Raw genomic sequence first — 14,253 nt, forward strand, 5'->3', positions numbered from 1 at the left:
AACGCCCGTCATGCGGCGCATCGCCGGGACGGCATCCTAGCCGGCGGCGGCCATTGCGCCTTCGATTCGCCGCTCGGCCTCGCGCAGCGCGGCTTCCCGCTCGCGCACGTAGTCGCGCGTCAGCGGGACGCTTTCCTGGCGCCGGGCCAGCTGCACCTGGAAAATGGCGATGTCCTGGTAGCGGAACGCGGTTTCCGACATCGACAGGTAATACTCCCACATCCGCGCGAAACGCTCGTCGTACAGGGCCACCGCTTCGGCGCGCCGCGCAAGGAAGCGCTCGCGCCACAGCCGCAGCGTGCGCGCATAGTGCAGCCGCAGCACCTCGATGTCGGTGATGACGAGTCCGGAGCGCTCGATGGCGGGCGTGAATTCCGACATCGAAGGAATGTGGCCCCCGGGGAAGATGTATTTCTCTATCCAGGGATTGTTGAAGTCCGGCACGTCGGAATTGCCGATGAAGTGCAGCAGCATGACGCCGTCTTCGGCCATGAGTTCGCGGCATCGTCGGAAGAACGCGTCGTGGAAGCCCACGCCCACGTGCTCGAACATGCCCACCGAGACGATGCGGTCGAATGCGCCTCGGGTGGCGCGGTAGTCTTCCAGCCGGTATTCGTAGGCCTGCGGATGCGCGCTGCGGGCGGCGAGCTCCCGCGCGCCCTTGAGCTGTTCGGACGATAGCGTGGTACCGGTGACGTGGCCGGCGCCGGCGACCTCGACCAGATAGCGGGTCAGGCCGCCCCATCCGCAGCCGATGTCCAGCACCCGGTGCCCGGGTTCGATCAGCAGCTTGGCGGCGATGTGCCGTTGCTTGGCGCGCTGGGCCTCTTCGAGGCTTTGTCCGGGATGTTCGAAATAGGCGCACGAATACTGGCGTTCGTCGTCCAGGAACAGGGCGTAGAGCCGATCGTCCAGGTCGTAGTGGTGGGCGACGTTGGCCCGCGCCCGCCCGGGACGGTTGTTCTGCAGGAAACGGCGCACCGACATGCGCAGGGCGTCGAGCATGCGCACGGCCGGGCCGGGCTGTACCGCCTTGGCGTCGCGCAGCAGCAGTTCCAGCACGTCGTAGATCCGGCCTTCCTCGACCACCAGGCGCTCGTCCATGAAGAGTTCGCCCAGGCGCAGGTCCGGATCGAGCAACAGGGCGAAGGCCGCGCTGGTATCGGCAAAGCGGATGGCTGCGCGTGGAGCCGTGCCGTCACCGAAGACCAGGCGCTTGCCGTTCGGCATCGAGACTTCCAGCGTGCCGCGCTTGACGAGTTCGTTCAGGGTGCCGGAGAGCAGGCGTTCCGCGTACGGTTGGAGCATCGTGGTTTCCGCGATGGGTAGACAGGACAGGAACTGCTGGGCCTAGTGTAATGAATCGCCGGTCACGGGTGATTGATTTTTCCCTCGGCGCCTACAAGAATGCCGCATGGCCACCCGCGAAACCGCCTTCGCCTTGCTATTGGACGGCCTGCCCGATGCGCAGGCGGACGCCGTGCATCGGTGCCTGGCTCATCGCAGGCTGTCGCCCGGACAGACGCTTTTCCGCCAAGCCGAGCCGAGCCCTCGTTTCTGGGTGATCCGGTCGGGGCGCATGCGGACCTACCATCTTTCGCCTGGGGGTGAAGAATTCACGACCGCGGTGTGGTCCACCGGCCATACGCTGGGCTTGTTGAGCGCACTGCTGGACCAGCCGCGCGCCATTTCGTGCGAGGCGCTGGAGACAGTGTCGCTGCTGTCCATGGAGCGCGCCGACCTGCTCGCGCTGATGGAAACAATGCCACGGTTTGCCATCAACGTTGCCAAGGTCGCGGCTTCGCTGGCGGCCAACAGCATTGCCCGCTCAGGCCCGCGGGTTCTGGATTCCGCCACCGCAAAACTGGCGCGCATCCTGCACGATCTCGCACTTGCCGTACCCGGCTATGACGGTGGCTCGGTGGAAATCGTCGGCGTGACCCAGACCGACCTCGCCAAGATGGCCGGAATCAGCCGCACGTGGGTGAGCCTGCGGCTGGCGGAGTTCGAGCGCGCCGGCCTGGTTCGACGGGCGCGCGGCCGACTGCTGATACCTGAAGCGGCTCGCCTGGTCGGTCTTTATACGGGTGCCTGCTGAGGTCCCGTCAGCGCGAGGCACTCGACCTCGAGCAGCAGGTCGGCCTTGGCCAGCGCCGCGACGCCGACCAATGTGCTGGCCGGAAGACGGCCGGGATCCAGGTAAGGCGCCCGCTCCCGGCGGATGATCGCCACGGCGTCTTCGGTCAGGTCTTTGACGAAGTAGGTCAACTTGACGGCGTGTCGCAGCGAGGAGCCCGCTGCTTCCAGCGCGATCGACAGGTTCTCGAGCACTTGCCGCGTCTGCGCTGCCAGGTCGCCTTTGCCGATGATGCGGCCGTCCGGCGCGTAGGCGACCTGGCCCGAGACGACGACCAAACGGCCTGCCGGCGCGATGGCCACGTGGGAGAAACCGTTGGGAGGCGGCAGGCGCGGGGGATTGATGAAAGAAGCGAATGGGTGCATGAGGCCTGTCAATTGAGCGTGATGCCGGTGCGTTCGATGATGCGGGCATAGATGTCGCGTTGTTCGCGGGCGAAGGCGGCGAATTCCCATGGCGTGGAACCCGACGGTTCAATGGCCGCTTGCCGCAGCGCTGCCGCGATGGCGGGGTCCGCCAAGGCGGCGCGCACGCTGGCGTTGAGCTGTTCGACAACCGGTTCCGGCGTACCGGCTGGCGCGACGATGCCGAACCATGAATAGAGATCGACGTCTCCGGCGCCCTGTTCTCTGGCGGTGCCGATTTCCTGCGCCAGCGGCGATCGTCGGGCGCTGAGGATCGCCAGAGCCTTGAGCTTGCCGGCGCGGATCTGGGGCAATGTGGCGGCGAGCGTATCGACCACCGTATCGACGTTGCCGCCCAGCAGATCCACGAGCGCCGGCGCGCTGCCCTTGTAGGGTACGTGCAGCAGCGCGGCGGATCGCTCGAGTCCCACCAGTTCCATCGCGATGTGGTTGGACGTGCCGGCGCCCATCGATCCGTACGACAGTCCTTTGGGGCGGCTGCGCGACTGGTCCAATGCCTGTGCAAGGGTTTGCCAAGGGGCGTCGGGCCGCGCGACGACGACATTGGGGACGGATCCGAGCAGGGATACGTAGCTGAAGGAGTCGATGGGCGAGTAGCCGACGTCCTTCATCAACAACGGATTGATGGCCAGCGTGGCATTGCTGGCCACCAGCAGCGTATAGCCATCGGGAGCGGCCTTGGCTACCGATTGCGCGGCGACTACGGTTCCCGCTCCCGGCCGGTTGATGACGACGACGGTTTGCCCCAGGCGCTTGCTCATCCCTGCGGCGACCGTACGAGCGAGCAGATCGGTCGTGCCGCCGGCGGCGAAGGGAACGACGAGGCTCAGGGGGCGAATGGGGAATTCGGCCGCGGCGGCGGGGGCCGTCGCGGATACGATCAGCAGGGTTGCCAGGACGGCGCGTATCGACGGCATCGCAGTGCTCCACAAGGATGAAAGGCATTCTGCATGGCTCCCGCAACGGCGTCGGTTAACTGGTTAACACCAGCCACCGTTTGCCAGCGGCAGGCTTTGGATGAAAAAATGCGGCCCAGGCGACACCCGCCCCGCGCGCGCCGCAGGCGTGCGCATGCATGTCCAACGGGGAGTTCTCATGAAAACAACGATAGATCGCCCGGTCTTCTTCACGGCGGCCGCTTTCATCCTGGCGCTGGTCGCGTGCGCCATAGCCGTGCCGCGCATCGTGCAAGGCGTGTTCGATGCGATCCAGAAATGGATACTGACCAACACCAGCTGGTTCTACATCCTGTCGGTGGCCATCATCCTGCTGTCCGTCGTGTTCGTCGCGGTCAGCCGCTATGGCAACATCAAGCTCGGGCCGGACCATAGCGAGCCGGACTATCGCAACTTCACCTGGTTCGCGATGCTGTTCTCGGCCGGCATGGGGATAGGGCTGATGTTCTTCGGCGTGGCCGAGCCGGTCATGCACCTGATCGCCCCGCCGGTCGGCGAGGCGGGCACCGTGGCGGCCGCCCGCGAGGCGATGAAGATCACGTTCTTCCACTGGGGACTGCACGCGTGGTCGATCTATGCGGTGGTGGCGCTGATCCTGGCCTACTTCAGCTATCGCCACAACCTGCCGCTGACGCTGCGGTCGGCGCTGTATCCGTTCATCGGGGACCGCATCCACGGACCCATGGGCAACGCCGTCGACATCTTCGCCATCATCAGCACCGTGTTCGGCGTGGCGACCTCCCTGGGGCTGGGGGTGGCGCAGATCAACAGCGGCCTCAACCATTTGTTCGGCCTGCCGGTCGACACGCTCACCCAGATCATCCTGATCGCCATTGCCTGCGGCCTCGCCACCCTGTCGGTGGCCAGCGGCCTGGACCGGGGGATACGCATCCTGTCCGAGGTCAACCTGTACCTGGCGGTGATCCTGCTGATCTTCGTGCTGGTCGTCGGGCCCACGATCTTCCTCCTGCAGAGTTTCCTGCAGAACATCGGCGCCTATCTGTCGGACATCGTCGCCAAGACATTCAACCTCTATGCCTACCATCCCACCGACTGGATCGGCGGCTGGACGCTGTTCTATTGGGGCTGGTGGATCGCCTGGTCGCCCTTCGTCGGGCTCTTCATCGCCCGCATCTCGCGGGGGCGGACCATACGCGAGTTCGTGATGGGCGTGCTGCTGGTACCCACCGGGTTCACCTTCCTTTGGATGACGGTATTCGGCGGCTCGGCCATCCACCTGGTCCTGTTCGAGCACTTCGGCAGCCTGGCCGACACCGTCAAGGCGGACAGCTCGCTGGCCCTGTTCGCCTTCCTCGAGCACTATCCGTGGGGTTATGCGATTTCCATGCTGGCCATTGCCATGGTGGTGGTGTTCTTCGTGACTTCCGCCGACTCCGGGGCGCTGGTGGTCGACCTGCTGGCTTCGGGCGGCGCGGAATCGACGCCGGTCTGGCAGCGCATCTTCTGGTCGGTGCTCACCGGCGTGGTGGCGGTGGCCCTGCTGCTGGCCGACGGTCTGCAGGCGCTGCAGACCGCGACCATCGCCAGCGCGCTGCCGTTCTCCCTGGTGCTGTTGCTCTCCCTGTGGGGATTGTTCAAGGCCTTGAAGCTCGACGCCACCAAGCGCCGTATCCACTATCAGTCCCTGGCGCTGTCGCGGCCCGTGGGGGGAGGGGAATCATGGGAATCGCGGCTGCGCAACATGGTCATGATGCCGCGCCGCGCGCACGTGATGCGCTTCCTCGCCGACGTGGTGCGGCCTTCGATGGAAGCGGTGGTGGAGGAACTCCAGAAGCTGGGCTACGAGGCGCGGGTAACCGATGGCGAAGAAGGCGAGGTGGCGCTGGAGGTGGTGCACCAGGGCGCCCTGGACTTTTCCTATGCCGTGCGCGCGTTGTCCTTCGTGCGGCCCAGCCTGACCGCCGAGGAAGCCGCGAACGAGGAGCAGCGCAAATACTTCCGCGCCGAAGTCCATCTGCGCGAGGGCGGGCAGGACTACGACATCATGGGATGGAGCCGCGACGCGGTCATCGGCGACATCCTCGACCAGTACGAGCGGCACCGCCACTACCTGCACGTGGTGCGATAGCGGCGGCCTGCGTTCAGCCGCCCTGGCCGGACTTGAGCGCCGCGCCCAGCTCGTCGTCGAGCTGCGCGGCCCGGGCCGCCGCCGGGCGGCTGGTGACGCGCCGTACGTACCGTTCGTAGGCCGGGCGCTTTTCTATGGTGCCGAACATCATGCCCCACGCCAGTTGCGAGCCGACGTAGACGTCGGCGGCCGTAAAGCGGTCGCCCGCCACGTAGGCGTCGCCGGCCACGGCCGACTCGAGGGTATCGAGCGTGGCCGCCAGCGTGCCGTAGCCGACCATTCTCTGCCTGTCCTCGGGAATGCTTATTCCCAGCGCCTGGTTGGTTACCGCGGCTTCCACCGGCCCGGCGCAGAAGAACATCCACCGATAGTAAGGGCCGCGCAGCGGACTCGAGGGCGGGGGTGCGAGCCCGGCTTGCGGGAAGGCGTCCGCCAGGTAGGCGCAGATCGCCGCCGCCTCGGTCACGACCGTGTCGCCGTGGCGGATGGCGGGGACCTTGCCCATCGGGTTGATCGCCCGGTAGGAAAGGCTCTTCATGGAGGTCGCGAAATCCAGCACTTCGATGCGGTAGGGCTGGCCGACTTCTTCCAGCATCCAGCGGGCGATTCGGCCCCGCGACATCGGGTGGGTATAGAAAACGAGCTCGTCGTTCATGGAATCTCCCCGGGATGATCCGGCCCTTTCATTTGGGAGGCAATGATACGTGCGGCGCGGCGTCGACGATATGGCCGAGCTGGGAAATGTCCACCGGCTTAACCAGGTGCAGGTCGAAGCCGGCCTCCGCGGTCTGTCGGCGGTCGTGTTCCTGACCATAGCCCGTCATGGCGATGAATGCCGTCCCCGCCAGCTGAGGCAGGGCCTTGAGCGCGCGCAGGGCCTCGAAGCCGTCCATCAGGGGCATGGCCAGGTCGATGAAGACCACGTGGGGCTGGAAGCTGGGCGCGAGCCGCAAGGCCGCTTCGGCGCTGTACAGCGCCCGCGCCTGGTGGCCCTTGAGTTCCAGCAGCATGGCCAGGCTGTCGGCCGAATCCCGGTTGTCGTCCAGGACGATGATGCGCTTGGTGTCCGAAACGGGGCGGGCCGCGGCGGAGGCCTGCAGCGAGCGGGACTCCGGTTCGGCCACCGGCAGCCGGATCGTGAAGGTGCTGCCCTGCCCTGGCCCGGCGCTGGCGGCGGATATCGCGCCGCTATGCATGTGCACCAGCGAGCGGCAAAGGGTCAGTCCGATGCCGAGCCCGCTTTCGGTAGGATTGGCCGTCCTGTCCTCCTGCACGAACAATTGGAAGATGGAGTCGAGCGCATGCTCCGGTATGCCTTGTCCCGGGTCGCGCACCGTTATCACCACGGACCGGGTGTGCTTGGTGGCGGAGACCGCTATCGTGCAGTCGGGAGGGGAGAACTTCGAGGCGTTGTGCAGCAGGTTGTGCACCACCTGCACCAGACGGGTCATGTCTCCCTTGACGGTCAGCGGCTCGGCCGGCAGGTCGACGGCGATGCGCTGGTGCTTGGCGTCAAGATGGAAACGCGAGGACTCGATGCTGCGCTCGACGACGTTGCGGATGTCGATCTCCGCCAGGCGCAATTCCATCTTGCCGGAGGTGATGCGGCCGATGTCCAGCAGGTCGTCGACCAGCCGCGCCAGATGCGAGAGCTGGCGATCGATCATGTCGCGGCATCGCGCCACGGTCGGGCTGATGTCCTGGTCCATCTGCAGGATCCCGATGGCGTTGCGCACCGGCGCCAGCGGGTTGCGCAGCTCGTGCCCCAGCGTCGCCAGGAACTCGCTCATGCGCCGGTTGGCGAGCTCCAGCTCTTCCAGGCGCTTGCGCTCGCTCATGTCGCGCGTGATCTCGGCATAGCCCCGGAGCTCTTCGGTCTCGTTATAGACGGCCGTGGTGGTCACATTGGCCCAGAACAGCGTTCCGTCCTTGCGCTGGCGCCAGCCTTCCTCTTCGAAGCGGCCTTCGGCCCGTGCCCGGCGCAGTACGTCGTCCGCCTTCTCGCCCGATGTGTCGTCGACCGGATGGAAGAGGGAGAAATGGCGGCCGAGGACCTCGTCGCGCCGATAGCCGGTAATCTGCGATGCCCCCGTGTTCCAGCTCGTGATGATGCCGTCGGCGTCGAGCATGTAGATCGCATAGCCCTCGACGCCTTCGAGCAGGAGCCGGAAGCGCTCCTCGCTTTGCCGCAGCGCTTCGGAGTGCCGCCGGCGCTCGGTCAGGTCCCGTGTGACCTTGGCGTAGCCCTTGAGCGCGCCGGAGGCATCGTGCAGGGCGGTGATGACGACATTGGCCCAGAAGGTGGTGCCATCCTTGCGCACGCGCCAGCCTTCGTCTTCGAAACGGCCGTGGAGGGCGGCCTCTTCCAGTTCGTACTGGGGCCAGGCGCGCGCGTTGGCCTCGTCGGTGTAGAACACCGAGAAATGCCTGCCGATGATCTCTTCGGCTGCATAGCCCTTGATCTTGGTCGCACCGGCGTTCCAGGTCGCCACGCATCCGGTCGGGTCCAGCATGAAGATGGCGTAGTCCTCGATGCCGTTGACCAGCATCCGGAAACTGGCTTCCGTATCGTACGCAAGCTCCGCCGGCGGGCGGGCTCCTGTGTCGTCTGTCTCGGCCTGGAGCCTGGAAGTATCCATGGCAGAGGAGTCCAATGGCATCACCTTGATCGTGCTAGGAAGTCGAGTCTATACACGCCATCATAGCGGGCCTGTAACAAGGTGAATCGAGGGGAAGCCCACTCCTCGCGGCTTACGCGCGAAGCGCGGAGGGGTGGGTTTCCCCTCAGCGCGCAGGGGGCGGCCTATTAGCCGGCAGCCATTTCCAGAAGACCGCGGCCGCTGCCAGCCCCAGCGTGCCGATCGCCGCCACGCCTACCGCCAGCGACGCGACGGCGGTGATGGCGGACAGTACGACCGGTCCCAGGCTGTTGCCGAGGTCGGCGATCAGCCGCCAGATGCCGAGGAACTCGGTGCGGCCGTGGGCGGGGGAGGCGTCGGCGCCCAGGGTCATGACGATGCCCGAGCTGATGCCGTTGCCGAAGCCGAGGATCAGCGACACGATGAGGAATGTGGCCACGCCCGTCGTCAGCGAGGTGGCCATCAGCGCGAAGCCCATCAGCAGCGCGGACGGCAGCGCGACCCACAGCCTTCCGTGCCGATCCATGATCGTGCCGGCGGGATAGAACACCGACATGTCGATGGCGGCCACCAGGCCGTAGATGATGGAGGTCGACGTCGCCGTCAGCCCAAGGTGGTCGGCCCACAGCGGGACCACCACCTGGCGCGAGGCGCGCAGGGCGCTGACGAGCAGGATGCCCAGGCCGAGCGTGAGGAAGACCTTGGCATGGTCGCGCGCGATGTCCTGGACCCGCGGCTTTGCCTGCGGTGCGCCGGGGCGCTGGGCCGGGGCCATTTCGGGCGCCAGGTGCGCGATCAGGCCGGCGCCGGCCAAGGCCGCCACGGCCACCCAGTAGCCGCCTTGCAGCCCCACGAAGTGGATCATGGCCGCCCCGGCGAACGGGCCGACGAAAACCCCGATGCGGTTGGTGCCGCCCAGCGTGGAGAGTGCCCGGGCCCGCATGTAGGATGGCACGGCGTCCATCAGGTAGGTCTGGCGGGCGAGCAGGAAGACCGAAGCGGCGACGCCGACCAGGAAGACGCCCGTCGCCAGCATCCAGGTATGGGTCGCGAAAATGCACAGCAACAGCGACAGCACGCTGAGGATCGCGGCGCCGACCATGGACCGCCGTTCCCCGTAGCGGGATGTGATCATCGCCGCGGGGATGTTGCTGACCAGGGACCCGATGCCGATCAGCGCCACGATGAGCCCTGACAGCGCGACGGAGGCGTCGAGCTCGCGCGCGCTCAGCGCGATGACCGGAAGGATCGCGCCGTTGCCGACGCCGTAGAGTACCGAGGGACCGAATGCCGGGATGGCGATTTTCTTGAGGCTGAAGGGGGTATCGCTGCTCGGCGCTGTCATCGGTAGGGGAAGGGATGGTGGCGCCGGCCGGCATGCCGGCGGGTCGGCGATGACGGCCCGCCACGGGGCGGCACCGGCCGGCGCCGCGTATGGACAATCCCGTCATTGTCGCGCAAATCGGCGGGGCCGGCAGCGGCGGCCCCGCTGGCGCAGGTGGGGCTAGACGATGTCGTCCCGTCCCTTGCCGCCCACCGTGGCCATCCAGCTCGCGACGAACGCGCCGATCAGCATCGAGGCGAAGGCCCACAAGGCGAAGGCGGCCGCGGCCTTGCGCGCCGTGTCCGCCGCTTCGCGGGCGGTCTGTTTGGCTTGCTCCGCCGCCTGCCGGGCGCGGTTGATCACCTCGTCCACGCGCCTTTCCGCGGTGGGCTGGTCGACGCCGGTCTGTGCCGCCACGACCCGGGCCACGTAGGTCCGGTCCTCGGCGCTCATTTCCCCCTTGGCCAGGCTGGCGGCGACGATGCGGCCCACTTCGGCGCGCGCCGCCCCCGGCTCGCCGGCGGGATTGGGCTGTTCGGCCCGCAGCAGCAGGTCGGCGACGTAGTCGGTGGGCATGCCGCCCTGGCCGCCGGGAAGCGCCTGCCCGGCAGCCGCCGCGGCGGCGGTACCGGTTCCCGCGGCGATGGCCGCGCCGGCGCGCGCGGTGCCCGCCGCGGCCGATATCAGCGCCGAGCCGATCAGGATGGCGCTGACGACCGCGCTCAGAGCCCAGACCAGGAAGCCGTGCGCGGTATCGCGGAAGTAGGTCTCGTCGGTATGGACGCCTACCCATTTCGTGCGCAGGCGGCCGGCGATGTAGCCCCCTATTCCGAAGGAAATGATGTGGGTGGCGATCATCCAGACGATGGCGCCGATGCCTAGCGTGGCGGCGGAGGCGCCTTCCCCGGACCAGGGCGACATCGACACGAAGCCCAGTCCGGTACCGCCGGCAAGCAGCATGAAAGAGACGGCGGAAGCGATGACGGCGCCGGCGATGACGGCGGCCCAGGATACCGCCGAGGTCGGGGATTCATGGACCCGCGCGGCGGCGGTGCCGGATACGTAAGAATTACCAACGGGCGTAGCGTTTTCCATGGCGTGGCCTTTTTTGTGGTTTAGAGAGGCGTCGAACCGCGAAGTACCCGCTAATGCCAGAACAGGGCGAGCAGGATGATGATGGGAATGGGAACGCCCAGAAGCCAGAGCAGGATGGCGCGCATGAATGTCTCCGGAAGAGTGGGTGGGAGGCGGGGGGCGCTGGCGCCCTCATCGCCGGCGCGTTGCCTGCGCAAGCACCGTGCCCGCCGGTCGAGCCGGGGAGGAGCGCCAGGGGATTCGCGCGCGCAGGCGGTGCTAAAATCCGAAACCACATTGTGAAAGCCAAGGACCGGACCGCCCCGGGCGGCCCCCGTCACCCCGGCCTTCGCGAGGACGCGATTCTTCCAGCGCAGCGGAGCCTTCCAACCCGGGTCCGGCGGCCCGGGCCGCTCCGCATCGCCGGAGAATCTCCGCTACTTCCGTAATCGAGTGAGATTCAATAAAGAATGTCTACATCGTCGAAGATCATCTATACCCTCACTGACGAAGCGCCTGCATTGGCGACGTACTCGCTGCTGCCCATCGTCCAGGCTTTCACCCGTTCCGCCGGCGTCGACGTCGAAACGCGGGACATCTCCCTTTCCGGCCGCATCATCGCCGTGTTCCCCGAGTACCTGACCGACGCGCAGAAGATCTCGGACGACCTGGCCTACCTCGGCCAGCTGGCGACCAAGCCCGAAGCCAACATCATCAAGCTGCCCAACATCAGCGCCTCGATCCCGCAGCTCAAGGCCGCGATCAAGGAACTGCAGCAGAAGGGCTACAAGCTTCCGGACTATCCGGACGAGGTCAAGAACGACACCGACAAGGACGTCAAGGCCCGCTACGACAAGGTCAAGGGCAGCGCCGTGAACCCGGTCCTGCGCGAAGGCAACTCCGATCGCCGCGCGCCGCTGTCGGTCAAGAACTACGCCCGCAAGCACCCCCACAAGATGGGCGCCTGGAGCGCCGACTCGAAGTCGCACGTCGCCCACATGGACGGCGGCGATTTCTACGGCAGCGAGAAATCGACCGTGGTGGCGAACGCCGGCAATGTCCGGATCGAACTGGTCGGCAAGGACGGCTCCACCAAGGTCCTGAAGGAGAAGATCGCGGTCAAGGCGGGCGAGATCATCGACGCCGCCGTCATGAGCAAGAAGGCGCTCTCCAGCTTCATCGAGGCGCAGATCGAAGACGCCAAGAAGCAGGGCGTGCTGTTCTCGGTGCACCTGAAGGCCACCATGATGAAGGTCTCGGACCCCATCCTGTTCGGCCAGGTCGTCTCGGTATTCTTCAAGGACGTGCTGGCCAAGCACGCCGACGCGCTCAAGCAGGTCGGCTTCGACCCCAACAACGGCCTGGGCGACCTGTACGCCAAGATCAAGGAACTGCCGGCCGACAAGCAGGCCGAGATCGAGGCCGACATCAAGGCCGAATACGCCAAGCGTCCCGAACTGGCCATGGTCAATTCGGACAAGGGCATCACCAACCTGCACGTGCCCAGCGACGTCATCATCGACGCCTCGATGCCCGCGATGATCCGCGAGTCGGGCAAGATGTGGGGCCCCGACGGCCAGCTGCACGACGCCAAGGCCGTCATTCCCGACCGCAGCTACGCCGACATCTACCAGGTCGTCATCGAGGACTGCAAGAAGAACGGTCCGTTCGATCCCGTCACCATGGGCTCGGTGCCCAACGTCGGCCTGATGGCGCAGGCCGCCGAGGAATACGGTTCGCACGACAAGACCTTCCAGCTTCCGGCCGACGGCACGGTCCGGGTGGTGGACGAGGCCGGCAAGGTGCTGCTCGAGCAGCCCGTGGAAGCCGGCGACATCTTCCGCATGTGCCAGACCAAGGACGCTCCGATCCAGGACTGGGTCAAGCTGGCCGTCAGCCGTGCCCGCGCCACCGGCGCCCCGGCCGTGTTCTGGCTGGACAAGAACCGCGCCCACGATGCCCAGATCATCGCCAAGGTCGAGAAGTACCTGAAGGACCACGACACCAGCGGCCTGGATCTCCGCATCCTGTCGCCGGTCGAGGCCACCAGGCTGTCGGTCGAGCGCATCCGCAAGGGCCAGGACACCATCTCGGTCACCGGCAACGTGCTGCGCGACTACCTCACCGACCTGTTCCCCATCATGGAACTGGGCACCAGCGCCAAGATGCTGTCCATCGTTCCGCTGATGGCGGGCGGCGGCCTGTTCGAGACCGGCGCCGGCGGCTCGGCGCCCAAGCACGTGCAGCAGTTCCTGGAAGAAGGCTTCCTGCGCTGGGATTCGCTGGGCGAGTTCCTGGCCCTGGCCGCTTCCATCGAACACCTGGCCGACACGTACAAGAACGCCAAGGCCAAGGTGCTGGCCACCACGCTGGACCAGGCTACCGGCAAGTTCCTGGACGAGGACAAGTCGCCCGCCCGCAAGGTCGGCGGCCTGGACAACCGCGGCAGCCACTTCTACCTGGCCCTGTACTGGGCCCAGGCCCTGGCCGCCCAGACCGAGGACAAGGAGTTGCAGGCCGCCTTTGCCCCGATCGCCAAGGAACTGGCCGACAACGAGGCCAAGATCGTGGCCGAGCTGGCTGCGGTGCAGGGCAAGCCGAACGACATCGGCGGCTACTATCGCCCCAGCCCCGAGCTGACCAGCAAGGCCATGCGTCCCAGCGCCACGCTGAACGCGGCACTGGCCAAGCTGGGCTAGAGAGAGGCTCCCCCCTGCGCGCTTACGCGCGCCCGGCGGTGAGCCCCCCAGCCGCTACGCGGCAGCCCCGCGAGGACGTCGGGCCCCGTAGGGAGCGGCACTGGCGGACCGGCAAAGCCCGATCCGCTGTGCCCTGGGTCCGACAGGATGGGCGAATGCCCGCCGCGGTCTGAACGAAAAACGCCCGCGTGCGGGCGTTTTGTTTTTCTGCGAGGAAGATGGCCGCTTATGGCGAATGAATGCCGTGCCGGAATGGATCCCCCTGACGAGTTGCTCGTGAGCGTCTATACCCGTTGGCACCAAGGGTCCGTCATCGGCGGCATCGTGCTGTGCCCGGCGCTTGCCATATCCGTGATCCATTTTTGGCACGATTTCGTCATCGGGATCGTGCTCGGCATGATCGGCCTGCTGGGCCCCGGGCTGATTGCGTTCCGGGGCTTTCCGTCCAAAGACACCGTGGTGGTCCAGCCCCATGGTCTGGCGTTTTCGCGCCGGGGCTGGGTGCCTTATTCGGAGATCCTGAGCTACGGCGCCGACGACTATCTCAAGCTCAAGCGCGCCGGCCGGACCACCTTGCTCGTCGCCGGCCGCCAGACCGGCCACTATGCCCGCCTGTGCGGGCAGTTCATCCGGTCCATCGAAGCCTGGCATGCGTCCCAGCCTGCCGGTACGCCGCAGGCCGGGCGCACGCGCTTCTATGGCGGACCGCTGGCGCGCACGATAGGAGGCCTCCTCGTGCTCGGATCCTTCTTCGCCGCCTGGGCGGCGTGGAGCTTCACGCCGCCGAAGATCTACCTGCTGGCAATGGGAGGCACGGCTCTGGTCGTCGGGCTGGCGATGCTGGCGGGGCGCAAGCCGTCTCCCTGAAGCCGGGGACCTGGGCGCGGCATGGAACCGGCGCGCTTTTTCA

The 14,253-nt window shown here is 66.7% G+C and carries 11 protein-coding genes; 4 read left to right on the top strand and 7 right to left on the bottom strand.

The annotated features are described in order from the left end of the window. Positions 1 to 36 precede the first annotated feature (36 nt). Positions 37 to 1,308 carry a cyclopropane-fatty-acyl-phospholipid synthase family protein gene (locus tag CDO44_RS24475; RefSeq protein WP_087782839.1) on the bottom strand — a complete coding sequence of 424 codons (1,272 nt, stop codon included), beginning with the start codon at positions 1,306 to 1,308 and terminating at the stop codon, positions 37 to 39. Between the two features lie 106 nt (positions 1,309 to 1,414). On the opposite strand from CDO44_RS24475, the gene CDO44_RS24480 reads away from it, so the two are divergent. Further along, positions 1,415 to 2,098, top strand: coding sequence for a Crp/Fnr family transcriptional regulator (locus tag CDO44_RS24480; RefSeq protein WP_087782840.1), 684 nt, complete (start codon positions 1,415 to 1,417; stop codon positions 2,096 to 2,098). On the opposite strand, the gene CDO44_RS24485 is transcribed toward CDO44_RS24480, so the two are convergent. Together CDO44_RS24485 and CDO44_RS24490 are read right to left on the bottom strand one after the other, a co-directional pair. Further along, complete coding sequence (locus CDO44_RS24485; RefSeq protein ID WP_087782841.1) at positions 2,080 to 2,502, bottom strand: RidA family protein; 423 nt, start codon at positions 2,500 to 2,502, stop codon at positions 2,080 to 2,082. The genes CDO44_RS24480 and CDO44_RS24485 overlap by 19 nt on opposite strands. Before the next feature lie 8 nt (positions 2,503 to 2,510). Continuing rightward, positions 2,511 to 3,479 (bottom strand): tripartite tricarboxylate transporter substrate binding protein, encoded by a 969-nt coding sequence (locus tag CDO44_RS24490; RefSeq protein WP_087782842.1) that lies wholly within the window; start codon positions 3,477 to 3,479, stop codon positions 2,511 to 2,513. A 178-nt stretch (positions 3,480 to 3,657) separates the two neighbouring features. Between CDO44_RS24490 and CDO44_RS24495 the strand changes: the two genes are divergently transcribed. Continuing rightward, positions 3,658 to 5,607, top strand: a complete 1,950-nt coding sequence (locus tag CDO44_RS24495; protein WP_087782843.1) for a choline BCCT transporter BetT — start codon at positions 3,658 to 3,660, stop codon at positions 5,605 to 5,607. Between the two features lie 13 nt (positions 5,608 to 5,620). On the opposite strand, the gene CDO44_RS24500 is transcribed toward CDO44_RS24495, so the two are convergent. From CDO44_RS24500 to CDO44_RS27735, 4 genes are all read right to left on the bottom strand, one after another. After that, positions 5,621 to 6,262, bottom strand: a complete 642-nt coding sequence (locus tag CDO44_RS24500) for a glutathione S-transferase family protein (protein WP_087782844.1) — start codon at positions 6,260 to 6,262, stop codon at positions 5,621 to 5,623. Positions 6,263 to 6,290: 28 nt separating this feature from the next. Then, entirely contained in the window at positions 6,291 to 8,246 is a 1,956-nt protein-coding gene (locus CDO44_RS24505; protein WP_233146330.1) for a PAS domain S-box protein, read from the bottom strand. Positions 8,247 to 8,391: 145 nt separating this feature from the next. Then, positions 8,392 to 9,591: an MFS transporter gene (locus tag CDO44_RS24510; RefSeq protein ID WP_087782846.1), complete on the bottom strand. Its 1,200-nt coding sequence runs from the start codon at positions 9,589 to 9,591 to the stop codon at positions 8,392 to 8,394. Between the two features lie 159 nt (positions 9,592 to 9,750). Continuing rightward, positions 9,751 to 10,665 carry a hypothetical protein gene (locus CDO44_RS27735; RefSeq protein WP_087782847.1) on the bottom strand — a complete coding sequence of 305 codons (915 nt, stop codon included), beginning with the start codon at positions 10,663 to 10,665 and terminating at the stop codon, positions 9,751 to 9,753. 449 nt (positions 10,666 to 11,114) lie between these two features. Here CDO44_RS27735 and CDO44_RS24520 point away from each other — a divergent pair, with 449 nt between their 5' ends. Then, the gene (locus CDO44_RS24520) at positions 11,115 to 13,343 is read left to right on the top strand and encodes an NADP-dependent isocitrate dehydrogenase (RefSeq protein WP_087782848.1); all 2,229 of its coding nucleotides are present in this window, start codon (positions 11,115 to 11,117) and stop codon (positions 13,341 to 13,343) included. Positions 13,344 to 13,619: 276 nt separating this feature from the next. Then, positions 13,620 to 14,210 (top strand): hypothetical protein, encoded by a 591-nt coding sequence (locus CDO44_RS24525; RefSeq protein WP_144389590.1) that lies wholly within the window; start codon positions 13,620 to 13,622, stop codon positions 14,208 to 14,210. The last annotated feature ends 43 nt before the right edge of the window (positions 14,211 to 14,253 follow it).

The sequence above is a fragment of the Pigmentiphaga sp. NML080357 genome (assembly GCF_002188465.1).
In the GTDB taxonomy this organism is placed as follows: Bacteria; Pseudomonadota; Gammaproteobacteria; order Burkholderiales; family Burkholderiaceae_B; genus Pigmentiphaga.

Bases quoted from the DNA above. Each gene is read 5' to 3' on its own strand.
- CDO44_RS24520 (WP_087782848.1), top strand. From the start codon at position 11,115: ATGTCTACATCGTCGAAGATCATCTATACCCTCACTGACGAAGCGCCT.
- CDO44_RS24480 (WP_087782840.1), top strand. From the start codon at position 1,415: ATGGCCACCCGCGAAACCGCCTTCGCCTTGCTATTGGACGGCCTGCCC.
- CDO44_RS27735 (WP_087782847.1), bottom strand. From the start codon at position 10,665: ATGGAAAACGCTACGCCCGTTGGTAATTCTTACGTATCCGGCACCGCC.
- CDO44_RS24490 (WP_087782842.1), bottom strand. From the start codon at position 3,479: ATGCCGTCGATACGCGCCGTCCTGGCAACCCTGCTGATCGTATCCGCG.
- CDO44_RS24510 (WP_087782846.1), bottom strand. From the start codon at position 9,591: ATGACAGCGCCGAGCAGCGATACCCCCTTCAGCCTCAAGAAAATCGCC.
- CDO44_RS24505 (WP_233146330.1), bottom strand. From the start codon at position 8,246: ATGGATACTTCCAGGCTCCAGGCCGAGACAGACGACACAGGAGCCCGC.
- CDO44_RS24475 (WP_087782839.1), bottom strand. From the start codon at position 1,308: ATGCTCCAACCGTACGCGGAACGCCTGCTCTCCGGCACCCTGAACGAA.
- CDO44_RS24485 (WP_087782841.1), bottom strand. From the start codon at position 2,502: ATGCACCCATTCGCTTCTTTCATCAATCCCCCGCGCCTGCCGCCTCCC.
- CDO44_RS24500 (WP_087782844.1), bottom strand. From the start codon at position 6,262: ATGAACGACGAGCTCGTTTTCTATACCCACCCGATGTCGCGGGGCCGA.
- CDO44_RS24495 (WP_087782843.1), top strand. From the start codon at position 3,658: ATGAAAACAACGATAGATCGCCCGGTCTTCTTCACGGCGGCCGCTTTC.